19 protein-coding genes and 1 pseudogene are annotated in these 23171 nt (G+C 61.6%); 15 read left to right on the forward strand and 5 right to left on the reverse strand.

The window, feature by feature from the left end:
• Positions 1-179 precede the first annotated feature (179 nt).
• The gene (locus BMX59_RS01135) at positions 180-887 is read right to left on the reverse strand and encodes a tellurite resistance TerB family protein (RefSeq protein ID WP_071488760.1); all 708 of its coding nucleotides are present in this window, start codon (positions 885-887) and stop codon (positions 180-182) included.
• A 168-nt stretch (positions 888-1055) separates the two neighbouring features.
• On the opposite strand from BMX59_RS01135, the gene BMX59_RS01140 reads away from it, so the two are divergent.
• The 9 genes from BMX59_RS01140 (at position 1056) to BMX59_RS01180 (ending at position 13220) form a co-directional block, all read left to right on the forward strand.
• Complete coding sequence (locus BMX59_RS01140) at positions 1056-1967, forward strand: LysR family transcriptional regulator (RefSeq protein WP_071488759.1); 912 nt, start codon at positions 1056-1058, stop codon at positions 1965-1967.
• 133 nt (positions 1968-2100) lie between these two features.
• Complete coding sequence (locus BMX59_RS01145) at positions 2101-3558, forward strand: gamma-aminobutyraldehyde dehydrogenase (RefSeq protein WP_175486650.1); 1458 nt, start codon at positions 2101-2103, stop codon at positions 3556-3558.
• Between the two features lie 72 nt (positions 3559-3630).
• Positions 3631-4782 carry a putative ABC transporter substrate-binding protein YdcS gene (gene ydcS, locus BMX59_RS01150; protein WP_093119381.1) on the forward strand — a complete coding sequence of 384 codons (1152 nt, stop codon included), beginning with the start codon at positions 3631-3633 and terminating at the stop codon, positions 4780-4782.
• Between the two features lie 189 nt (positions 4783-4971).
• Entirely contained in the window at positions 4972-6006 is a 1035-nt protein-coding gene (locus tag BMX59_RS01155) for an ABC transporter ATP-binding protein (protein ID WP_071488756.1), read from the forward strand.
• A gap of 1 nt (position 6007) precedes the next feature.
• A complete protein-coding gene (locus BMX59_RS01160; RefSeq protein ID WP_092241091.1) occupies positions 6008-6937 on the forward strand; it encodes an ABC transporter permease in 930 nt (309 codons plus the stop codon).
• Positions 6927-7736 (forward strand): ABC transporter permease, encoded by an 810-nt coding sequence (locus BMX59_RS01165; RefSeq protein WP_025856826.1) that lies wholly within the window; start codon positions 6927-6929, stop codon positions 7734-7736. Before BMX59_RS01160 ends, BMX59_RS01165 begins: the two co-directional genes overlap by 11 nt.
• A 169-nt stretch (positions 7737-7905) precedes the next feature.
• Positions 7906-9330, forward strand: a complete 1425-nt coding sequence (locus tag BMX59_RS01170) for a gamma-aminobutyraldehyde dehydrogenase (RefSeq protein ID WP_092241089.1) — start codon at positions 7906-7908, stop codon at positions 9328-9330.
• Positions 9331-9393: 63 nt separating this feature from the next.
• A complete protein-coding gene (locus BMX59_RS01175) occupies positions 9394-11256 on the forward strand; it encodes an NAD(P)-binding protein (RefSeq protein WP_092241087.1) in 1863 nt (620 codons plus the stop codon).
• A 338-nt stretch (positions 11257-11594) separates the two neighbouring features.
• Positions 11595-13220 (forward strand): glucan biosynthesis protein D, encoded by a 1626-nt coding sequence (locus tag BMX59_RS01180; protein ID WP_092241085.1) that lies wholly within the window; start codon positions 11595-11597, stop codon positions 13218-13220.
• Between the two features lie 44 nt (positions 13221-13264).
• Here BMX59_RS01180 and BMX59_RS01185 read toward each other — a convergent pair whose 3' ends face one another.
• From BMX59_RS01185 to BMX59_RS01195, 3 genes are all read right to left on the reverse strand, one after another.
• Positions 13265-13450 (reverse strand): hypothetical protein, encoded by a 186-nt coding sequence (locus tag BMX59_RS01185; RefSeq protein ID WP_058423750.1) that lies wholly within the window; start codon positions 13448-13450, stop codon positions 13265-13267.
• A gap of 270 nt (positions 13451-13720) precedes the next feature.
• Positions 13721-14827: an NADH:flavin oxidoreductase/NADH oxidase gene (locus BMX59_RS01190; protein ID WP_092241083.1), complete on the reverse strand. Its 1107-nt coding sequence runs from the start codon at positions 14825-14827 to the stop codon at positions 13721-13723.
• 127 nt (positions 14828-14954) lie between these two features.
• Positions 14955-16856 carry a potassium transporter Kup gene (locus tag BMX59_RS01195; RefSeq protein ID WP_071488750.1) on the reverse strand — a complete coding sequence of 634 codons (1902 nt, stop codon included), beginning with the start codon at positions 16854-16856 and terminating at the stop codon, positions 14955-14957.
• 289 nt (positions 16857-17145) lie between these two features.
• Here BMX59_RS01195 and rimO point away from each other — a divergent pair, with 289 nt between their 5' ends.
• From rimO to tsaA, 5 genes and pseudogenes are all read left to right on the forward strand, one after another.
• Positions 17146-18486 carry a 30S ribosomal protein S12 methylthiotransferase RimO gene (gene rimO, locus BMX59_RS01200; protein ID WP_003231334.1) on the forward strand — a complete coding sequence of 447 codons (1341 nt, stop codon included), beginning with the start codon at positions 17146-17148 and terminating at the stop codon, positions 18484-18486.
• 105 nt (positions 18487-18591) lie between these two features.
• Positions 18592-19032, forward strand: a pseudogene (locus BMX59_RS01205) (GNAT family N-acetyltransferase); the annotation flags it as partial.
• A 222-nt stretch (positions 19033-19254) separates the two neighbouring features.
• The gene (locus BMX59_RS01210; protein WP_078047152.1) at positions 19255-19965 is read left to right on the forward strand and encodes an rRNA pseudouridine synthase; all 711 of its coding nucleotides are present in this window, start codon (positions 19255-19257) and stop codon (positions 19963-19965) included.
• A gap of 67 nt (positions 19966-20032) precedes the next feature.
• Positions 20033-20494, forward strand: a complete 462-nt coding sequence (locus tag BMX59_RS01215; protein ID WP_016977930.1) for a YehS family protein — start codon at positions 20033-20035, stop codon at positions 20492-20494.
• A gap of 3 nt (positions 20495-20497) precedes the next feature.
• Positions 20498-21193, forward strand: coding sequence for a tRNA (N6-threonylcarbamoyladenosine(37)-N6)-methyltransferase TrmO (tsaA, locus tag BMX59_RS01220; protein WP_093119388.1), 696 nt, complete (start codon positions 20498-20500; stop codon positions 21191-21193).
• A gap of 146 nt (positions 21194-21339) precedes the next feature.
• Here the strand turns inward: tsaA and fpr are convergent, their stop codons facing one another.
• Positions 21340-22119, reverse strand: a complete 780-nt coding sequence (gene fpr / locus BMX59_RS01225) for a ferredoxin-NADP reductase (protein ID WP_003189055.1) — start codon at positions 22117-22119, stop codon at positions 21340-21342.
• Between the two features lie 123 nt (positions 22120-22242).
• Between fpr and BMX59_RS01230 the strand changes: the two genes are divergently transcribed.
• Positions 22243-23169, forward strand: coding sequence for a LysR family transcriptional regulator (locus tag BMX59_RS01230; RefSeq protein WP_093512263.1), 927 nt, complete (start codon positions 22243-22245; stop codon positions 23167-23169).
• The last annotated feature ends 2 nt before the right edge of the window (positions 23170-23171 follow it).

The raw sequence follows: 23171 nt of genomic DNA on the forward strand, positions 1-23171 counted from the left end.
GGAGTATAGCTGAGCAGAAGCCCTCATTTATCAACGGGTTTTGCTGTAGCGTCCACAGAATGCAAATGTGCTAGGAGGCTTGCCCCCGATGGCGATGTGCCAACCAACTGTAAATAGGCTGAAACACCGCTACCGGGGGCAAGCCCCCTCGCACATTTTGATCGCTGCACGCCCCGTCTTTACGCGTTCAGCCGCACCTGTTTTTCCAGTTCCAGCTTCAAGCCGGGCTCGAGCTTCAGTTGGCGGGCCAGCTCGTCAAGGTAGGCTTTCTCCATGAAGTTCTCCTCGTCCACCAGCATCACGCTGGCGATGTACATCTCGGCCGCCATTTCCGGAGTGCCGGCAGCCCGCGCCACATCGGCCGGGTCCAAGGGTTTGTTGAGTTCGGCGTGCAGCCAGCTTTGCAGCTCGCGGTCGTTGTCCAGCTTGGTGAATTCGCCTTCGATCAGCGCACGCTCGCGCTCGTCCACATGGCCATCGGCCTTGGCCGCCGCAACCAGCGCCTTGAGGATGCCCTGACTGTGTTGCTCGACCTGGGCCGGTGGCAGGCGATCGATAGTCTGTGGCTCGCCCTGGGGCGCGCTGGCCTGATTGGCCTGCCAGTTGCCGTAGGCCTTGTAGGCGATAACGCCCAACGCCGCCAAACCGCCGTAGGTCAGCGCCTTGCCGCCGAATTTACGCGCCTTCTTGTTGCCCAGCAGCAGGCCCATGGCCCCCGCCGCCAGCGCGCCGCCGCCAGCACCACCGAGCAGGCTGCCCAGGCCGCCACCGCCGAGCAGACCGCCCAGAGCACCTTTGTCGTCCTGCCTACGCTGGCCGCCAGCCTTGTTTTGCAGCATGTCCTGGCCAGACTTGAGCAACTGATCGAGCAATCCACGGGTATTCATTCGCAGCCTCCAGACACTTGGGTTCATAGGACCAATAGGCCCCCAGCGTAAAACTAAGTGCCAAAAAGCCCTGATCTAGAGTGCTTCCAGATGTAACGCGACCGCCCTTCACTTAAATCGATATACACTCGAACAAATCTATAAAAACACCCCACTGGTAATTCCAGCATGATGACCTTGCGTCAAATCCGGCACTTTATTGCCGTGGCCGAGACTGGTTCGATCTCCGCCGCCGCGCAGACGGCGTTTATTTCCCAGTCGACCCTGACCCTGGCGATCCAGCAACTGGAACAGGAAATCGGCGTCAACCTGTTCAACCGTCACGCCAAGGGCATGACCCTCACCCACCAGGGCCATCAGTTCCTGCGCCAGGCGCACCTGATCCTCGCCACCGTCGACAACGCCAAGCGCAGCCTGCAACAGAGCACCGACCAGGTCGCCGGGCAGTTGATCATCGGCGTGACCAGCCTGGTGGCCGGTTATTACCTGGCCGATTTGCTGACTCGCTTCCAACGCGCCTACCCCAATGTGGAAATCCGCGTGATGGAGGACGAACGCCCGTATATCGAGCATTTGCTGGTCAGCGGCGAAATCGACGTGGGCGTGTTGATCCTCTCCAACCTCGAAGACCGCCACGCCCTGCAGACCGAAGTGCTCACCCACTCCCCGCACCGGCTTTGGCTGCCCGCACAGCATCCGCTGCTGGAACACGACAGCATCAACCTGGCCGACGTGGCGCGCGAGCCCTTGATCCAGCTGAACGTCGATGAAATGGGCCACAACGCCCAACGCCTGTGGACCAGCGCCGGCCTGCAACCGCGCGTGACCCTGCGCACCGCCTCCACCGAAGCGGTGCGAAGCCTGGTGGCGGCAGGCCTGGGCGTGTCGATCCAACCCGACATGACCTACCGCCCCTGGTCGCTGGAGGGCGACATTATTGAAGCGCGGCCGATTGCCGACCTCAGCCAGACCCTCGACGTGGGCCTGGCCTGGCGCCGTGGCACGGCGCGCCCGGCACTGGTGGACCCGTTCCTGACCGTTGCCCGCGAACAGCCGCACCCGCGCAAGCCATCTATTTAATCGAATGCTGTATTCAGTATTTAGTATTTGTTGACCTCGCGCCTGACCTCTAGTCTCTGCTTATCCCCTAAGAGAAAGGTCAGGCCCTCGTAAGAGAACGCCCATGGCCGCACAAGAAAAGAGATCACGAAAAATGTCCGGCGCGCCCACCCCGCTGCTCACTGCGTTGCTGATCGACGGCGAACTGGTCCCGGGCCAGGGTTTTGCCGAGCCGATCCTCAACCCGGCCACCGGTGAAGTCCTCACCCAAATCGCCGAAGCCAGCGCCGAGCAGGTCGAGACCGCGATCCTTGCCGCCCACCGTGCCTTTGCCGGTTGGTCGCGGACCACGCCGCAGCAACGTTCGAACATCCTGCTGGGCATTGCCGACGCCATCGAAAAACACGCCGATTACCTGGCCCGCCTGGAGTCCCTGAACTGCGGCAAGCCGCTGCACCTGGCACGCCAGGATGACTTGAGCGCCACCGTGGATGTGTTCCGCTTCTTCGCCGGGGCCGTGCGTTGCCAGACCGGGCAACTCAGCGGTGAATACCTGCCGGGCTACACCAGCATGGTGCGTCGCGATCCGATTGGCGTAGTGGCCTCGATTGCGCCATGGAACTACCCGCTGATGATGGCCGCGTGGAAAATCGCTCCGGCCCTGGCGGCCGGTAATACGCTGGTGTTCAAGCCATCGGAACACACGCCGCTGTCGATCCTCGCCCTCGCCCCGGTGCTCAAAGACCTGTTACCGCGTGGCGTGATCAACATTCTGTGTGGCGGCGGCGAAGGCGTTGGCAGCCATCTGGTCAGCCATGCCAAGGTGCGCATGGTTTCGCTGACCGGCGATATCGTCACCGGGCAGAAGATTCTGCAGGCTGCCTCCAAGACCCTGAAACGCACGCACCTGGAACTGGGCGGCAAGGCGCCGGTGATCGTATGCAACGACGCCGACCTGCAAGCCGTGGTCGAGGGTGTGCGCGCCTACGGTTACTACAACGCTGGCCAGGACTGCACCGCCGCATGCCGCATCTACGCCCAGGCGGGTATCCACGACAAACTGGTCGCCGAGCTCGGCGCCGCTGTCAGTAGCCTGCGCTTTGCCGGCAAGCGCGACACCGACAATGAGCTGGGGCCGCTGATCAGCACACGCCAGCGCGACCGCGTGGCCAGTTTTGTCGAACGCGCCCTCGGCCAGCCACATATCGAACGCGTCACCGGCGCCGCCGTGCATTCCGGTGCCGGCTTCTATTACCAGCCGACGCTGCTGGCCGGCTGTAAACAGAACGATGAAATCGTGCAGCGCGAAGTGTTCGGCCCGGTGGTCACCGTAACGCGCTTCGACGAACTGGAACAGGCGGTGGACTGGGCCAACGACTCCGAGTACGGCCTGGCCTCGTCCGTGTGGACCCAGAACCTGGACAAGGCCATGCAAGTGGCGGCGCGCCTGCAATACGGCTGCACCTGGATCAACAGCCATTTCATGCTGGTCAGCGAAATGCCCCATGGCGGCTTGAAGCGCTCGGGGTATGGGAAGGATCTGTCCAGCGACTCGCTGCAGGACTACAGCGTGGTGCGACACATCATGGCGCGCCACGGCCAGCATCTTTAAAACAACAACTAAGCTCTTGCGTTACCGGTTCAAACAACTGCCCCGACCATAATTAAAGAAGAGGGAACCCCCATGTCTGCGCACAAGACCGCACTGCTCAGTGCTTTGACTACCGCGCTGCTGGCCAGCGCCAGCCTGCAGGCCGCCGAACCGCTCAAAGCGGTGGGTGCCGGTGAAGGCCAACTGGATATCGTCGCCTGGCCCGGCTATACCGAACGCGGCGAAAGCGACAAGGCCTACGACTGGGTCAGCGGTTTCGAGAAGGAAACCGGCTGCAAGGTCAACGTGAAAACCGCCGCTACCTCTGACGAAATGGTCAGCCTGATGGCCAAGGGTGGCTATGACCTGGTGACCGCGTCGGGCGATGCGTCGCTGCGGCTGATCGTCGGCAAACGGGTGCAGCCAATCAATACCGCACTGATCCCCAACTGGAAGAACATCGACCCCCGCCTGAAAGACGCGCCGTGGTACGTGGTTGGCCAGCAAACCTACGGCACCCCGTACCAGTGGGGGCCAAACGTGTTGATGTACAACACCAACGTATTCAAGACCGCGCCCACCAGCTGGAATGTGCTGTTCGACGCGCAGAACCTGCCGGACGGCAAGCCGAACAAAGGCCGCGTGCAGGCGTATGACGGCCCGATCTACATCGCCGACGCGGCGCTGTACCTCAAGTCGGCCAAGCCGGAACTGGGCATTCAGAACCCGTACGAACTCACCGAAACACAGTACAAGGCCGTGCTTGAATTGCTGCGCGCCCAGCAACCGCTGATCCACCGCTACTGGCACGACACCACCGTGCAAATGAGTGACTTCAAGAACGAAGGCGTGGTGGCCTCCAGCGCCTGGCCGTATCAGGTCAACGGCCTGCAGAACGAGAAGCAGCCGATTGCCTCGACCATTCCGAAGGAAGGCGCCACCGGCTGGGCCGACACCACCATGCTGCATGCCGAAGCCAAGCACCCGAACTGTGCCTACAAATGGATGGACTGGTCGCTGCAACCGAAGGTCCAGGGCGATGTGGCCGCCTGGTTCGGCTCCCTGCCGGCGGTGCCGGCGGCGTGCCAGGCAAGCGAATTGCTCGGCGCCGAAGGCTGCAAGACCAACGGCTTCGACCAGTTCGACAAGATCGCCTTCTGGAAAACCCCGCAGGCGGAAGGCGGCAAGTTCGTGCCCTACAGCCGCTGGACCCAGGATTACATCGCGATCATGGGTGGCCGCTAGACTCCATCGGTCTCCTGTGGGAGGGGGCTTGCCCCCGAGTGCAGTGTGTCAGCCAGCACATCTGTAACTGATCCACTGCTTTCGGGGGCAAGCCCCCTCCCACATTGACCGCATTCACAGATGTTTTGTTTTTTCAGAAGTCCAGGCCGGGCCGCTGCGACGACCCGTGCCTTTTCGGAGCACCGCACCATGACACTTGCAGTCCAATTCACTCACGTTTCCCGTCAGTTCGGCGAAGTGAAAGCCGTTGACCGGGTTTCCATCGATATCCAGGACGGCGAGTTCTTTTCCATGCTCGGGCCTTCCGGCTCGGGCAAGACCACCTGCCTGCGCCTGATCGCCGGGTTCGAGCAGCCGAGCGCAGGCTCGATCCGTATCCACGGCGAGGAAGCCGCCGGCTTACCGCCCTACCAGCGCGACGTGAACACCGTGTTCCAGGATTACGCGCTGTTCCCCCATATGAATGTGCGCGACAACGTTGCCTACGGCCTCAAGGTCAAGGGCGTGGGCAAGACCGAGCGCCTCAACCGCGCCGAAGAAGCCCTGGCCATGGTCGCCCTCGGCGGCTACGGCGAGCGCAAGCCGGTGCAGCTCTCCGGCGGTCAACGCCAACGGGTGGCCCTGGCCCGCGCCCTGGTCAATCGCCCGCGTGTGTTGTTGCTGGATGAACCCTTGGGCGCCCTCGACCTCAAGCTGCGCGAGCAGATGCAGAGCGAACTGAAAAAGCTGCAACGCCAGCTGGGCATCACCTTTATCTTCGTGACCCACGACCAGACCGAAGCGCTGTCGATGTCCGACCGCGTCGCAGTCTTCAACAAAGGTCGCATCGAGCAGGTCGACACCCCGCGCAACCTGTACATGAAACCGGCCACCGCCTTCGTCGCCGAGTTCGTCGGCACCTCCAACGTGATACGCGGCGAACTGGCGCAGCGCCTCAGCGGCAGCACGCAACCCTTCTCGATCCGCCCGGAACACGTGCGCTTCGCCGAGGGCCCGCTGGGCGCCGGCGAAGTGGAAATCAGCGGCCTGCTCCACGACATCCAGTACCAGGGCAGCGCCACCCGCTATGAACTGAAACTGGAAAACGGCCAGGCGCTGAACATCAGCCAGGCCAACAACCAGTGGCTGGACATCAGCAGCGGCCACCAGGTCGGCCAGTCCATCACCGCCCGTTGGGCGCGGGAAGCCATGACCCCGCTGACCGACAGCGCAGGCGAGGTGTGACATGAGCCTGGCTATTTCCCACCCGCCGATGCGCAGGTTTTCCAACCTGCTCTACCGCAAGCCCAACCTCTACCTGGCAATGCTGCTGGTGCCGCCGCTGATCTGGTTCGGCGCGATCTACCTCGGTTCGTTGCTGACCCTGCTGTGGCAAGGTTTCTATACCTTCGACGACTTCACCATGGCGGTCACGCCAGACCTGACTCTGGCCAACTTCGCCGCGCTGTTCCAGCCGTCGAACTTCGACATCATTGTGCGCACCTTGAGCATGGCGATCGTGGTATCGATCGCCAGTGCCATCGTGGCCTTCCCCATTGCCTACTACATGGCGCGCTACACCACGGGCAAGACCAAGGCGTTCTTCTACATCGCGGTGATGATGCCGATGTGGGCCAGCTATATCGTCAAGGCTTATGCCTGGACCTTGCTGCTGGCCAAGGGCGGCGTGGCGCAGTGGTTCGTGCAGCACCTGGGCCTGGAGCCTGTGTTGCAGTTCGTGCTGGGCGTTCCCGGCGTGGGCGGCAGTACCTTGAGCACCTCGCATCTGGGACGGTTCATGGTGTTTGTCTATATCTGGCTGCCGTTCATGATCCTGCCGATCCAGGCGTCCCTGGAGCGTTTGCCGCCGTCCTTGCTGCAAGCCTCTGCCGACCTGGGCGCCAAACCGCGCCAGACCTTCATGCAGGTGATATTGCCGCTGTCGGTGCCAGGGATTGCCGCAGGTTCCATCTTCACCTTCTCGCTGACCCTGGGCGATTTCATCGTGCCGCAACTGGTCGGCCCGCCCGGCTACTTCGTCGGCGGCATGGTCTATGCGCAGCAAGGCGCCATCGGCAACATGCCCATGGCGGCGGCGTTCACCCTGGTGCCGATCGTGCTGATCGCGGTTTACCTGTCCATCGTCAAACGCCTGGGGGCCTTCGATGCACTCTGAAAAATCCTCATTGGGCCTGAAGATCGCCGCCTGGGGCGGGTTGGTGTTTCTGCACTTCCCGATCCTGATCATCTTTCTTTATGCCTTCAACACCGAAGAAGCTGCGTTCAGCTTTCCGCCCCAGGGCTTCACCCTGAAGTGGTTCAGCGTGGCGTTCGCGCGGCCGGACGTACTGGAGGCGATCAAGCTGTCGCTGCAGATCGCCGCCATCGCCACGCTGATCGCCATGGTGCTCGGCACACTGGCCTCGGCGGCGCTGTATCGCCGCGAGTTCTTCGGCAAGCAAGGCGTGTCGCTGATGTTGATCCTGCCGATTGCGCTGCCGGGGATCATCACCGGTATCGCACTGCTGGCGACGTTCAAGACGCTGGGTATCGAGCCGGGGATGTTCACCATCATCGTCGGCCACGCGACCTTCTGCGTGGTGATCGTCTACAACAACGTCATTGCCCGCTTGCGCCGCACCTCCCACAGCCTGATCGAGGCCTCGATGGACCTGGGCGCCGACGGCTGGCAGACCTTCCGCTACATCATCATGCCCAACCTGGGCTCGGCGCTGCTGGCCGGCGGCATGCTCGCCTTTGCATTGTCGTTCGACGAAATCATCGTCACCACCTTCACCGCCGGCCACGAGCGCACCTTGCCGCTGTGGCTGCTCAACCAGTTGAGCCGCCCGCGGGATGTGCCGGTGACCAACGTGGTGGCGATGCTAGTGATGCTGGTAACGATGTTCCCGATTCTCGGTGCCTATTACCTGACCCGCGGCGGTGAAAGCGTGGCCGGGAGTGGCGGCAAATAACGATGCTATTGAAGGAACACGGTTCAAATGTGGGAGGGGGCTTGCCCCCGATGGCAGTGGGTCAGTTGTAGAGGGTGTGACTGGAAGATTGCTATCGGGGGCAAGCCCCCTCCCACATTTAGAGCCAGTTTATTCAAGGAAATAACGATAGTTGGTGGAGAGCTGAACCATGCAAACCAAATTACTGATCAACGGCCAACTGGTCGAAGGCGAAGGCCCGGCGCAGGCTGTATTCAACCCGGCTCTGGGCCGCGTACTGGTAGAAATCAAGGAAGCCAGCGAAGCCCAGGTCGACGCCGCCGTGCGCGCCGCCGACGCGGCCTTCGAAGGCTGGTCGCAAACCGCGCCCAAGGATCGTTCGCTGCTGCTGCTGAAACTGGCGGACGTGATCGAGGCCCACGGCGAAGAGCTGGCCAAGCTGGAATCGGACAACTGCGGCAAGCCCTACAGAGCCGCGCTCAACGATGAAATCCCGGCGATTGCCGATGTATTCCGTTTCTTTGCCGGCGCCAGCCGTTGCATGAGCGGTTCGGCCGGCGGTGAATACCTGCCCGGCCACACCTCGATGATCCGTCGCGACCCGGTGGGCGTGATCGCGTCCATCGCGCCGTGGAACTACCCGCTGATGATGGTCGCCTGGAAAATCGCCCCGGCCCTCGCCGCCGGTAATACCGTGGTGCTCAAGCCGTCGGAGCAAACCCCGCTGACCGCATTGCGCATGGTCGAACTGGCCGCTGAAATCTTCCCGGCCGGCGTGCTCAACCTGGTGTTCGGCCGTGGGCCTACCGTGGGCAGCCCACTGGTGACGCACCCTAAAGTGCGCATGGTGTCGCTGACCGGCTCCATCGCCACCGGCGCAAATATCATCTCCAGCACCGCCGACAGCGTGAAACGCATGCACATGGAGTTGGGTGGCAAGGCGCCAGTGATCATCTTCAACGATGCGGACATCGACGCCGCCGTGGAAGGCATTCGTACCTTCGGTTTCTACAACGCCGGCCAGGATTGCACGGCGGCCTGCCGGATTTACGCGCAGGCGCAGATCTACGACAAGTTCGTCGAAAAACTCGGCGCGGCGGTCGCCAGCATCAAGTATGGATTGCAGGATGACCCGGCCACGGAGTTGGGCCCGTTGATTACTGCGCAACATCGCGACCGTGTTGCCGGGTTTGTCGAACGCGCCGTGGCGCAACCGCACATTCGCCTGGTCACGGGTGGCAAGGCGGTGGAAGGCAATGGTTTCTTCTTTGAACCCACCGTGCTGGCCGACGCACAGCAGGACGACGAGATCGTGCGCCGCGAAGTATTCGGGCCGGTGGTCTCAGTGACCAAGTTCAACGACGAAGCGCAGGTGCTGGGCTGGGCCAACGATTCGGACTACGGCCTGGCGTCGTCCGTATGGACCGCCGATGTAGGACGTGCCCACCGCCTGGCGGCACGCCTGCAGTACGGCTGCACCTGGGTGAACACCCACTTCATGCTGGTCAGCGAAATGCCTCACGGCGGTCAGAAACTGTCTGGCTATGGCAAGGACATGTCCATGTACGGGCTGGAGGACTACACCACCGTGCGTCATGTGATGTTCAAGCACTGACGATTCAACCCGGCATTCCCTCTGGATGCCGGGAACCTATAACAATAATTTTCAGGATCCCCCATGGATATCACCCGCCGCGACTTCCTCAACGGCGTCGCTGTCACCCTCGCCGCCGGCATGACCCCACTGCAAATCCTGCAAGCCGCCCCTGATGGCCGTTACTACCCACCCGCCCTTACCGGCCTGCGCGGCAGCCATGCCGGCTCGTTCGAAGTGGCGCACCAGATGGGCTGGGAAAAGAAGGTGTTCGACACCGACAAGCTGCCGGTCACCGAAGACTATGACTTGGTCGTCGTGGGCGGTGGCTTGAGCGGGCTGTCGGCGGCGTGGTTCTATCGCGAGAAGCACCCCAAGGCGAAGATCCTGATCCTGGAAAACCACGACGACTTCGGCGGCCACGCCAAGCGCAATGAATTCCAGGCCGGTGGCCGCATGATCATCGGCTACGGTGGCAGCGAGGCGTTCCAGTCGCCCAACCACCTGTACAGCAAGGAAGTGAACGGGCTGCTGAAAAAGCTCGGCGTGAACATCAAGCGCTTCGAAACCGCCTTCGACCGCCGGTTCTACCCCGGTCTCGGGCTGTCGCGCGGGGTGTTTTTCGACAAGGAGAACTTCGGCGAAGACAAGCTGGTGACCGGCGACCCGACGCCGATGGTCGCCGACGACATCGCCCCCGACCAACTCAACGCACGGGCGATTCGCGATTTCATCAATGACTTCCCGTTGCCGGCGGCAGACCGTCAGGCCCTGATCGAGCTGCACACCGCGCCCAAGGACTACCTGCCGGGCAAGACCGCCAAAGAAAAGGCCGACTACCTGGCAGCCACCAGCTACCGCGATTTCCTGCTCAAGAACGTCGGTTTGTCGGAAGGCGCGGTGAAGTACTTCCAGAGCCGCACCAATGACTTCATGGCGCTGAGCATTGATGCCGTGGCGTCGGCCGATGCCTACAGCGTGGGTTTCCCAGGTTTTGCAGGGATGAACCTGGCGCCAATCAGCGAAGAAGCGGCAGCCGAAATGGAAGAGCCCTACATCTATCACTTCCCGGACGGCAATGCGTCGGTGGCACGGTTGCTGGTACGCAGCCTGATCCCGGGCGTGGCGCCGGGACATACCATGGACGACATCGTGCTGGCGGCATTCGACTACGCCAGGCTGGACCAACCCAAGGCGGCGGTGCGGCTGCGCTTGAACAGTACGGCGGTCAGTGTGCGTAACGTCGGCGACGGTGTGCATATCGGCTACAGCCGTGGCGGCCAACTCGCACAGGTGCGTGGAAAACGCTGCATCCTGGCCTGCTACAACATGATGATTCCGTATTTGTTGAAGGATTTGCCGGCACCGCAGGCTCACGCCTTGAGCCAGAACGTGAAGTACCCGCTGGTGTACACCAAGGTGGTTATCCGCAATTGGCAGTCATTCCAGAAGCTCGGCGTTCACGAGATTTACGCGGCAACCCAGCCCTACAGCCGGATCAAACTGGACTACCCGGTGAGCATGGGCGGCTATGACCACCCGCGCGACCCGACGCAGCCGATCGGCTTGCACATGGTCTACGTGCCCACCAGCCCCAACAGCGGCATGAACGCCCGCGACCAGGCCCGCGCCGGGCGTGGCAAGTTGTATGGGCAGACGTTCGAACAACTGGAAGCGCAGTTGCGCGACCAGTTGCAACGCATGCTCGGGCCCGGCGGTTTCAATCATGAGACCGATATTCTGGCGATCACTGTCAACCGCTGGTCACACGGTTATGCGAGCTTCTCCAACAGCTTGTTCGATCAAGCCGATGAAACCGAAGCGTGGATGCAACTGGCGAAAAAGCCGGTGGGGCATGTGAGCATCGCCAACTCGGATGCGGCGTGGAGTGCGTATGCCCATGCGGCGATTGATGAGGCTTACCGAGCGGTGGGTGAAGTCGCCTGAAATGCAGTCTAAATGTGGGAGGGGGCTTGCCCCCGATTGAGTTGGACCTGCGCAGTATTCAGTGACTGGCACACCGCTATCGGGGGCAAGCCCCCTCCCACATTTGGATCTTCATATTTCTTAACTGATGTGTTCGGTCACAGAATCGGAAATGTCTTGTCGCATTTGCAACGCCATCACCACGCTATCAATCAATTTTCCTGCGTCATCGAACCGCTTAAGCTATCCGGCGTCTGTTTAATGTCCGTTGCGTTTGGTCGAAGGCATGTCCGAACCGTAATTTCTGATCCGCTACGTGCCAGGAACGGCGCGGGATTTGCTCACGACAGGTTGTCTCTATGCACCGCAGGAATTTGCTCAAAGCGTCCATGGCCATTGCGGCTTACACCGGCTTGTCGGCCAGCGGCCTGCTCGCCGCCCAGGCCTGGGCCGGGAACCGTGCTGCCGATGGCAAGGCCGTGGCGTTCGACTTCGACACGCTCAAGGCCCAGGCCAAACAACTCGCCGGGACCGCTTACAAGGACACCAAACAGGTGTTGCCGCCCACGCTGGCGACCATGACCCCGCAGAATTTCAACGCCATCGGCTACGACGGCAACCATTCGCTGTGGAAGGAATTGAACGGCCAACTGGACGTGCAATTCTTCCACGTCGGCATGGGCTTCAAGACGCCGGTGCGCATGCACAGCGTCGACCCCAAGACCCGTGAAGCCCGTGAGGTGCATTTCCGCCCCTCCCTGTTCAACTATGAAAAAACCACGGTCGACACCAAGCAACTGACCGGCGACCTGGGCTTCTCCGGCTTCAAGCTGTTCAAGGCGCCGGAACTGGATCGCCATGACGTGCTGTCGTTTCTCGGTGCCAGCTACTTCCGCGCGGTGGATTCCACCGGCCAGTACGGCCTTTCTGCCCGTGGCCTGGCCATCGACACCTACGCGAAAAAACGCGAGGAATTCCCCGACTTCACGCAGTTCTGGTTCGAAACCCCGGACAAGAACGCCACCCGCTTCGTGGTCTACGCACTGCTCGACTCGCCGAGCGCCACCGGCGCGTACCGCTTCGATATCGACTGCCAGGCCAACCAGGTAGTGATGGCCATCGACGCCCATATCAATGCGCGTACCACCATCGAACAATTGGGCATCGCGCCGATGACCAGCATGTTCAGTTGCGGCACCCACGAACGCCGCATGTGCGACACCATCCACCCGCAGATCCACGATTCGGACCGCCTGGCGATGTGGCGCGGCAACGGCGAGTGGATCTGCCGACCGCTGAACAACCCGGCCAAGCTGCAATTCAACGCATTTGCCGACAAAGACCCGAAGGGGTTCGGCCTGGTGCAGACCGACCATGAGTTCGCCAGTTACCAGGACACCGTGGACTGGTACAGCAAGCGCCCGAGCCTATGGGTCGAACCGACGACCGCCTGGGGCGAAGGCTCGATCGACCTGCTGGAAATCCCGACCACCGGCGAGACCCTCGATAACATCGTGGCCTTCTGGACGCCGAAAACACCCGTGGCCGCCGGCGACTCGCTCAACTACGGCTACAAGCTGTACTGGAGCGCGCTGCCGCCGGTGAGCACACCGTTGGCGCAAGTCGATGCAACCCGTTCGGGCATGGGTGGCTTCACCGAAGGCTGGGCACCGGGTGAGCACTATCCGCAAGTCTGGGCGCGTCGCTTTGCCGTGGACTTCAAGGGCGGCGGCCTGGATCGCCTGCCGCCAGGCACCGGGATCGAGCCGGTGGTGACCTGTTCCCATGGCCAGGTGAAGGACTTCAGCGTGCTGGTGCTGGATAACATCAAGGGCTACCGCATCCTGTTCGACTGGTACCCGACCAGCGACAGCGTGGAGCCAGTTGAGCTGCGCCTGTTCATTCGCACCCAGGACCGCACCTTGAGCGAAACCTGGCTGTACCAGTACTTCCCGCCGGCGCCGGACCAGCGCAAGTACACCTGATGCACCGCGTTCCCACGCTTGCGTGGGAACGCCCCCTCTTCGGTTCAGAACCGCGACACACTCTTCATTGCCCCAATCAAATAGCGCATCGCCACCTGATCGTTCTCGGTCAGCGCTCGATACTGCGCCAGCAACTCCATTTCATCCGAGCTCAACCTTCGCCCCCGCAATGACACCCTGCGGGTCAGAAAAGACGCTACCGCACCCGCCACACCATAGGACTTGGCCATGGACTGCTTCTCCTGTTATCCAACAAATACTCCTGGTGCCCATAACCCCTTCCCGTGAAGCGCAATGCCTGCGTGGGAAAACCGACTGACTCCCTGGGCCAGAAATCAGGCTTACCCTAAGCGTAGAAACGATCTCGCCAAGCGTGCGATTTTTTTAGAGTAATCACTTAAATAATTACATCGGTAACGAATACCTACAGCGCTATCCCACGCTATGACCGTAAAAAAACCCACCGGGTCAGGGTGGGTTTCGGCGGAGCGTGTCAGGGCTCAATCTCTCAAATCCGACTCGTGGATGGGTTGGTCACGATGGGTAGCACGCTGGTACTGCGCCGGCCAGATCGCCTTGCGCCCGCCCAGGTCATCATCGGCGTGCAACGGCCAGTACGGGTCGCGCAACAGCTCACGGGCAAGGAAGATAATATCGGCCTGACAGGTGCGCAGGATGTGCTCGGCCTGGGCCGGCTCGGTGATCATGCCCACGGTGCCGGTGGCGATGCCCGACTCCTTGCGCACGCGTTCGGCGAAGCGGGTCTGGTAGCCAGGGCCAGTGGGGATCTCGGCGTTGGCGGCGGTACCGCCTGACGAAACGTCGATCAGGTCCACGCCCAGCTCTTTCAGGCGACGCGCCAGCTCCACGGTTTCATCCGGGTTCCAGCCGTCTTCCACCCAGTCGGTGGCCGACACCCGCACAAACAGCGGCAGCTCCTGGGGCCAGATATCACGCACGGCCCTGGTCACTTGCAGCACCAGGCGGATGCGGTTTTCGAACGAGCCACCGTACTGGTCCTGACGTTGGTTGCTGATCGGTGACAGGAATTGATGCAGCAGGTAACCATGGGCGGCGTGGATTTCCACCACTTCAAAACCGGCGGTCAGCGCACGTTTGGCAGCGGCGACGAAATCGGCGATCACTTGCTGGATCTGCCCTTCGTCCAACTGCCTGGGTTGGGTGTGCTGAGGGTCGAAGGCAATCGGCGACGGCCCCACCGGCACCCAGCCGCCGTCCTCCGGCTTGACGCTGCCATGCTTGCCGATCCACGGCCGATGGGTGCTGGCCTTGCGCCCGGCGTGGGCCAGTTGAATGCCGGCCACCGCGCCCTGGGCGGCAATGAAGCGCGTGATGCGTTGCAGCGGTTCGATCTGGGCGTCGTTCCAGAGACCCAGGTCCTGTGCGGTGATGCGGCCATCTGCGGTCACGGCGGTGGCTTCGGTGAAAATCAGCCCGGCGCCACCGACGGCGCGGCTGCCAAGGTGCACCAAGTGCCAGTCATTGGCCAGGCCGTCATCGCTTGAGTATTGGCACATCGGTGAGACCGCGATGCGGTTGAGCAGGGTCAATTGACGGAGGGTATAGGGTTCGAGCAGCTGACTCATGGCGCACCTCTTCTGGGTTCTGTGGGCACTATTCAAACGGTGCTTAGAGCCTAGTCGACAACGCTGGATTGCACAGGGTTCAGAAGGAAAAGCGGGAGCCGATTGCCGGCCCCCGGTTGGCTGCCGCTTACATTTCGACCTGGGTGCCCAGCTCGATCACGCGGTTTACCGGCAGTTTGAAGAAGCGCAGATTGCCGTTGGCGTTTTTCAACATAAAAGCGAACAACGCTTCGCGCCAGCGGGCCATGCCCTTGATTCGCGAAGCGATCACCGTTTCGCGGCTGAGGAAGTAGGTGGTGCGCATCGGGCTGAAGTCCAGGCCATCCAGGTGACACAACTTCAGCGCTTCGGGCACGTCCGGCTCATCGGTGAAACCAAAGTGCAGGATCACGCGGAAGAAGCCTTCGCCGTAGGAATCCACCTCGAAACGCCGTGTGGCCGGTACGCGGGGAATATCCTCGTAGACCACCGTCAGCAGCACCACTTGCTCATGCAACACCTGGTTATGCAGCAGGTTGTGCAACAGCGCGTGGGGCACGGCGTCCGGACGCGCCGTGAGGAACACGGCGGTACCCTGCACGCGATGGGGCGGTTGCACGCGGATACTGCCGATAAAGATCGGCAGCGGCAGGCCGCCTTCGTCGAGGCGCTCAACCAGCAATTGCTTGCCGCGCTTCCAGGTGGTCATCAGCACGAACAGCACAATCCCCGCCAGCACCGGGAAAGCACCGCCCTGGATGATCTTCGGCACGTTGGCGGCAAAGTACAGCCCGTCGACCAGCAGGCAGCACACCAACACCGGCACGGCCAGGATCGGGGGCCATTTCCACAGCAGCAGCATCACCGCCGACACCAGGATGGTGGTCATCAGCATGGTGCCGGTCACCGCCACGCCGTAGGCCGATGCCAGTGCGTTGGAAGATTCGAAGCCGAGCACCAGCAGGATCACGCCGACCATCAACGACCAGTTCACCGCGCCGATGTAGATCTGGCCCTGTTCGGCGCTGGAGGTGTGCTGGATATGCATACGCGGGATGTAACCCAACTGGATCGCCTGGCGCGTCAACGAGAACGCACCGGAAATCACCGCCTGGGACGCGATCACCGTGGCCAGGGTGGACAACACCACCAGCGGGATCAGTGCCCAGCTCGGGGCCAGCAGGTAGAACGGGTTGCGCGCGGCTTCCGGATCGCCCAGCAGCATCGCACCCTGGCCGAAGTAATTGAGCACCAGCGCCGGCAGCACCAGCATGAACCAGGCCCGGGCGATGGGTTTGCGCCCGAAGTGGCCCATGTCGGCATACAGCGCTTCGGCGCCGGTCAGTGCCAGCACCACCGCGCCAAGGATGGCCACGCCAATGCCGGGGTGAGCCTCGAAGAAGCGCACGGCCCATATCGGGTTCAGCGCACTGAGCACTTCAGGGTGCAGGGTGATGCCATACACACCGAGGCCACCCAGCACCAGGAACCAGGTCACCATCACCGGCCCGAACAACTTGCCGATGTGATCGGTGCCGTGCTTCTGGATCAGGAACAGCGCCACCAGCACCACCAGGGCGATGGGCACGACCCATTTCTCCAGGCCGTCGAACGCAAGTTCCAGGCCTTCAACGGCGGACAATACGGAAATGGCTGGGGTGATCATGCTGTCGCCATAGAACAGCGCCGCGCCACACAGGCCGCACACCACCAGGAAACTGCGCAGCTTCTTGCGCTCCCCTGCCGCCCGCCGTGCCAGAGCCGTAAGGGCCATGATGCCGCCCTCGCCCTGGTTGTCGGCGCGCAGCACGAACAGCATGTACTTGATCGAGACCACCCAGATCAGCGACCAGAAGATCAGCGCCAGGATCCCCAGCACGCCATCATGGTTGACCTGAACCCCATAACCGCCGTTGAACACCTCTTTGAGGGTGTACAGCGGGCTGGTCCCGATATCGCCGTAAACCACCCCGACCGCTGCCACCAGCATGCCAATCGGCTTGGCGTTTGACTGCTCGGCACCTGCTGCCTGACTACTCGCGTGACCCATCAACCACTCCTGCCCTTTGACCTGCGGTCTTTTATTAACAACGCGTCTAAGCTGACCCTAGCATGCGCCGTTTTACTTCTCGTAACAGACGTTTTGTTGACCTTAGGGTTTTACCTACGCACAACGGCGCGAAGCATAGCGCAGCACTCGTCGCATTTCCCTGCATAAAGCTGGTCAAGTGCGCTGCCCGTCGCTAGAATTGCGCACTTTTTGATCAGAGGCGCGCCAAGCGCCCGTCCGCAGCCCTGTCGTGCCCGACGGGCGGCGTCATTCAATACCGAGGTTAGACATGTCCACCACCATCGCAAAAGCCAACCCCAAGGTTGGCTTTGTTTCCCTGGGTTGCCCGAAGGCTCTGGTCGACTCCGAGCGCATCCTCACGCAACTGCGTATGGAAGGCTATGACGTTGTGTCCACCTACCAGGACGCTGACGTGGTGGTGGTCAACACCTGCGGCTTCATCGACTCGGCCAAGGCAGAGTCCCTGGAAGTGATTGGCGAGGCCATCAAGGAAAACGGCAAGGTCATCGTGACCGGCTGCATGGGCGTGGAAGAAGGCAATATCCGCAACGTGCACCCGAGCGTGCTGGCCGTGACCGGCCCGCAGCAGTACGAGCAGGTAGTCAACGCCGTGCACGAGGTGGTGCCACCGCGCCAGGACCACAACCCGCTGATCGACCTGGTACCGCCGCAAGGCATCAAGCTGACGCCGCGTCACTACGCTTACCTGAAGATTTCCGAAGGCTGCAACCACAGCTGCAGCTTCTGCATCATCCCGTCGATGCGCGGCAAGCTGGTCAGCCGTCCGGTCGGTGACGTACTCGACGAGGCCCAGCGCCTGGTCAAATCCGGCGTCAAAGAGCTGCTGGTGATCTCCCAGGACACCAGCGCCTACGGCGTCGACGTGAAATACCGCACCGGTTTCTGGAACGGCGCGCCGGTGAAAACCCGCATGACCGAACTGTGCGAAGCCTTGAGCAGCCTGGGTGTGTGGGTGCGCCTGCACTACGTCTACCCGTACCCGCACGTGGACGAGCTGATCCCGCTGATGGCCGCCGGCAAGATCCTGCCGTACCTGGACATCCCGTTCCAGCACGCCAGCCCGAAAGTGCTCAAAGCCATGAAACGCCCGGCCTTCGAAGACAAGACCCTGGCGCGCATCAAGAACTGGCGCGAGATCTGCCCGGAATTGATCATCCGTTCGACCTTCATCGTCGGTTTCCCCGGCGAAACCGAAGAAGACTTCCAGTACCTGCTGGACTGGCTGACCGAAGCCCAACTGGACCGCGTCGGCTGCTTCCAGTATTCGCCGGTGGAGGGCGCCCCGGCCAACCTGCTGGACCTGGCCGTGGTGCCGGACGACGTCAAGCAGGACCGTTGGGAGCGTTTCATGGCGCACCAGCAGGCCATCAGCTCGGCGCGCCTGCAACTGCGCATCGGCAAGGAAATCGAAGTGCTGATCGACGAAGTCGACGAGCAAGGCGCCGTTGGCCGCTGCTTCTTCGACGCACCGGAGATCGACGGTAACGTGTTTATCGACGATGCCAGCGGCCTGAAGCCGGGCGACAAGGTCTGGTGCACCGTGACCGATGCCGATGAATACGACCTGTGGGCTGAAAAGCGCGACTGATCGGCGTAAAAATTTGAAAAAGCCCTGCTTCTGGACAAGATGCGGGGCTTTTTTAGGTCTATCGTTTTGCCCATCAACGCCGATCATCGGCAAGGGGCAGCGGGCATGCGTCAGCATTCGGTTATCCACACACCTAAAACCAGCGACTACACCGAGTTGGCGCGGATCTGGGAGGCCTCGGTACGCGCCACCCATGACTTCCTGCCGGACAGTTACATCGAGTTGCTGAAAAACCTGGTGCTGACCCGCTATCTGGATGCCGTGATGCTGATCTGCACCAAGGACGCCCGTCAGCGCATCACCGGGTTTGCCGGGGTCGCGAGCGGCAAGGTGGAGATGCTCTTCATCGACCCGCAGCACAGGGGCCAGGGCCTCGGGCGGCAGTTACTGCGCTATGCCATCGAACAACTGAATGCCGACGAACTGGATGTCAACGAGCAGAATCCCCAGGCGCTGGGGTTCTACTTCAAACAAGGCTTCGAGGTGATCGGACGCACGGAGCATGACGGCCTGGGCCAGCCTTATCCGTTACTGCATATGCGTCTGGCAACGCCTGACACAATGGTGAACAACTGTGGGAGGGGGCTTGCCCGCGATAGCCGATCACCAGCCACTGGTTTCTTTGCTGATACACCGCCATCGGGGGCAAGCCTCCTCCCACATTCAGACCGGGTTGAGCCAAATAAGACCGCGCGCCCTGAAATGGAGCCGGGATTAACCGGCGCCAGGCAGGTACAATAGCCACCCCCTTTTGTTACGGCCCTTGTCATGACTGACCCCATACGCCTCTCCAAACGCCTTATCGAGCTGGTCGGTTGCTCCCGTCGGGAGGCTGAGCTGTTCATCGAAGGCGGCTGGGTCTCGGTGGACGGTGAAGTGATCGACGAACCGCAGTTCAAGGTCACCACCCAGAAGGTCGAACTCGACCCCGAGGCCAAGGCCACCGCACCCGAGCCGGTGACCATCCTGCTGCACGCCCCGGCCGGCGTGGATGCCGAAACGGCCATGGCGTCGATCAGCGCCGAAACGCTCTCGGAAGAACACCGCTTCGGCAAGCGCCCGCTCAAGGGCCACTTCCTGCGCCTGACCGCCAGCGCCGACCTGCAGGCCAAGGCCAGCGGCCTGCTGGTGTTCACCCAGGACTGGAAGATCCTGCGCAAGTTGACCGCCGATGCCGCCAAGATCGAGCAGGAATACGTGGTGGAGGTTGAAGGCGACATGGTTGCCCACGGCCTCAACCGCCTGAACCACGGCCTGACCTATAAAGGCAAGGAACTGCCGGCCGTCAAAGCCAGCTGGCAGAACGAAAACCGCCTGCGCTTTGCGATGAAAAACCCGCAACCGGGAGTGATCGCACTGTTCTGCGAAGCGGTTGGCCTGAAAGTCATCGCCATTCGCCGTATCCGCATCGGTGGCGTGTCCATCGGCAAGGTGCCAGTCGGCCAATGGCGTTACCTGTCCGGCAAAGAGAAGTTCTAAGCCGCCGCACTTTTTCCGACACCGCCTGACTGGCGGTGTCCTCAGTTGAATACCAGGATTGCCCACCATGATTCACAACGACGTACTGCGCAGCGTGCGCTACATGCTCGACATCAGCGACAACAAGATGGTCGAGATCATCAAGCTCGGCGGCATGGACGTGACCAAGGACGACCTGCTCACCTACCTCAAGAAGGACGAGGAAGAAGGCTTCGTGTTCTGCCCGGACGACGTCATGGCGCATTTCCTCGATGGGCTGGTGATCTTCAAGCGCGGCAAGGACGAAAGCCGTCCGCCGCAGCCGATCGAAACGCCAGTGACGAACAACATCATCCTCAAGAAACTGCGTGTGGCCTTCGAACTGAAGGAAGACGACATGCATGCCATCCTCAAGGCCGCCGAGTTCCCGGTGTCCAAGCCGGAACTGAGCGCGCTGTTCCGCAAGTTCGGCCACACCAACTACCGTCCATGCGGCGACCAGTTGCTGCGTAACTTCCTCAAGGGCCTGACCCTGCGGGTTCGTGCGTAAGCCATGAGTTACCAGGTCTCGCCCGTCGGGTTCGTGCGCTCCTGTTTCAAGGAGAAGTTCGCCATTCCGCGCCAACCGCAGTTGGCGCCAGCCGCCCGTGGCATATTGGAGCTAGTGGCGCCGTTCGACAGCGGCGAGGCGGTGCAGGGCCTGGAGCAGGTCAGTCATGTGTGGCTGCTGTTTCTGTTCCACCAGGCCCTGGAAGACAAGCCACGCCTGAAAGTGCGCCCACCTCGCCTGGGCGGTAACACGTCCATGGGCGTGTTTGCCACCCGCGCAACCCATCGCCCCAACGGCATTGGCCAATCAGTGGTGAAGCTGGACAAGGTGGAACCGGGGCGCCTGTGGATTTCCGGGATCGATTTGCTGGATGGCACGCCGGTCCTGGATATCAAGCCGTATGTGCCGTATGCCGACATTGTCGACACGGCCACCAACAGCATCGCCAGCGCAGCGCCGCAGCTGATCCCCGTGCAGTGGCTGAAGACTGCGCTGCAACAGGCACAAGGGCATGCTCAGCGCCTTGGCGAGCCCCTGGTGGAACTGATTGATCAGTGCCTGGCGCAGGATCCACGACCGGCGTATCAGGTGCCGGGACCGGAGCGCGAATACGGCGCGCAGTTCTGGGATGTGGATGTGCGTTGGCACTATCCCGAGGCGGGGGTGATTTGTGTGTTGGAAGTGCTACCGGCTGGATAAACCGAAAACCCAATGTGGGAGGGGGCTTGCCCCCGATAACAGTGTGTCAGCTACAGATGTATCAACTGACACGCACTCATCGGGGGCAAGCCCCCTCCCACATTTGGATCTTCTGTGTGGCCCAGTCAGCATATGGCCCGGCTATCTTACTTCTCGACGAACGCGCGCTCGATCAGGTAATCACCCGGCTCACGCATGCGTGGCGAAACCTTCAGGCCGAAGCTGTTCAGCACTTCGCTGGTTTCATCCAACATGCTTGGGCTGCCGCACAGCATGGCGCGGTCGTCCTCGGGGTTGATCGGGGGCAGGCCGATGTCGCTGAACAGCTTGCCGCTGCGCATCAGGTCGGTCAGGCGGCCTTCGTTCTCGAACGGCTCGCGGGTCACGGTCGGGTAATAGATCAGCTTGTCACGCAAGGCCTCGCCGAAGAATTCGTTCTGCGGCAGGTGCTCGGTGATGAATTCGCGGTAGGCGACTTCGTTGACGTAACGCACGCCGTGGCACAGGATCACCTTTTCGAAACGCTCGTAGGTTTCCGGGTCCTGGATCACGCTCATGAAGGGAGCAAGGCCGGTACCGGTGCTGAGCAGGTACAGGTGTTTGCCTGGCTTCAAATCGTCAAGCACCAGGGTGCCTGTCGGTTTTTTGCTGATGATGATCTCGTCGCCTTCCTTCAGGTGTTGCAATTGGGAAGTCAGCGGGCCATCAGGCACCTTGATGCTGAAGAACTCCAGGTGCTCTTCCCAGTTCGGGCTGGCAATGGAGTAGGCGCGCATGAGCGGGCGGCCGTTGGGCTGTTGCAGGCCGATCATCACGAACTGACCGTTCTCGAAGCGCAGGCCCGGATCGCGGGTGCACTTGAAGCTGAACAGAGTGTCGTTCCAGTGATGAACACTGAGGACACGCTCGTGGTTCATGTTGCTCATGTACGGGGGACTCCTGGAAATGGGTCTGCGCCAAATGTAGTTGCGCAATTGCACAGCATTCTAATGGCGGCGACAATATCTGTTAACTGGATTATTAAGATAAGGGTTATCGGTTATATCGATATGCGATTTACTCTCCGTCAACTGCAAGTCTTCGTCGCCGTCGCCCAGCAGGAAAGCGTCTCCCGCGCTGCTGGCCTTCTGGCCTTATCTCAATCCGCCGCCAGCACTTCCATTACCGAGCTGGAGCGTCAATCCAGCTGCCAATTGTTCGACCGTGCAGGCAAACGCCTGAGCCTCAACGCGCTCGGTCATCAACTGTTGCCCCAGGCGGTAGCGCTGCTGGACCAGGCCAAGGAGATCGAAGATCTGCTCAACGGCAAGTCCGGCTTCGGCTCCCTGGCGGTCGGCGCCACCCTGACCATCGGCAACTACCTGGCCACCCTGCTGATCGGCAGCTTCATGCAGCAGCACCCCGAGAGCCAGGTGAAACTGCATGTGCAGAACACTGCACATATCGTGCACCAGGTTGCGCATTACGAAATTGACCTGGGTCTAATCGAAGGCGACTGCAGCCACCCGGATATCGAGGTGCAAACCTGGGTGGAAGATGAACTGGTGGTGTTTTGCGCGCCGCAGCATCACCTGGCCAAGCGTGGTATGGCGAGCATGGATGAGTTGACCCACGAGGCGTGGATCCTGCGGGAGCAAGGCTCGGGCACACGCTTGACCTTCGACCAAGCCATGCGCCATCACCGCAGCGCGCTGAATATCCGCCTGGAGCTGGAACACACCGAGGCGATCAAGCGTGCGGTGGAATCGGGACTGGGGATTGGCTGTATTTCGCGGCTGGCGCTGCGCGACGCGTTTCGCCGCGGCAGCCTGGTGCCGGTGGAAACCCCGGACCTGGACTTGGCCCGGCAGTTCTACTTCATCTGGCATAAACAGAAGTACCAGACCTCGGCCATGCGCGAGTTCCTGGAGTTGTGCCGCGCCTTCACCGCCGGGGTTCAGCGCAGCGACGAGATCGTGCTGCCGAGCATTGCCTGAGA

It is taken from the genome of Pseudomonas sp. NFR09 (assembly GCF_900111535.1).
In the GTDB taxonomy this organism is placed as follows: domain Bacteria; phylum Pseudomonadota; class Gammaproteobacteria; order Pseudomonadales; family Pseudomonadaceae; genus Aquipseudomonas; species Aquipseudomonas extremorientalis.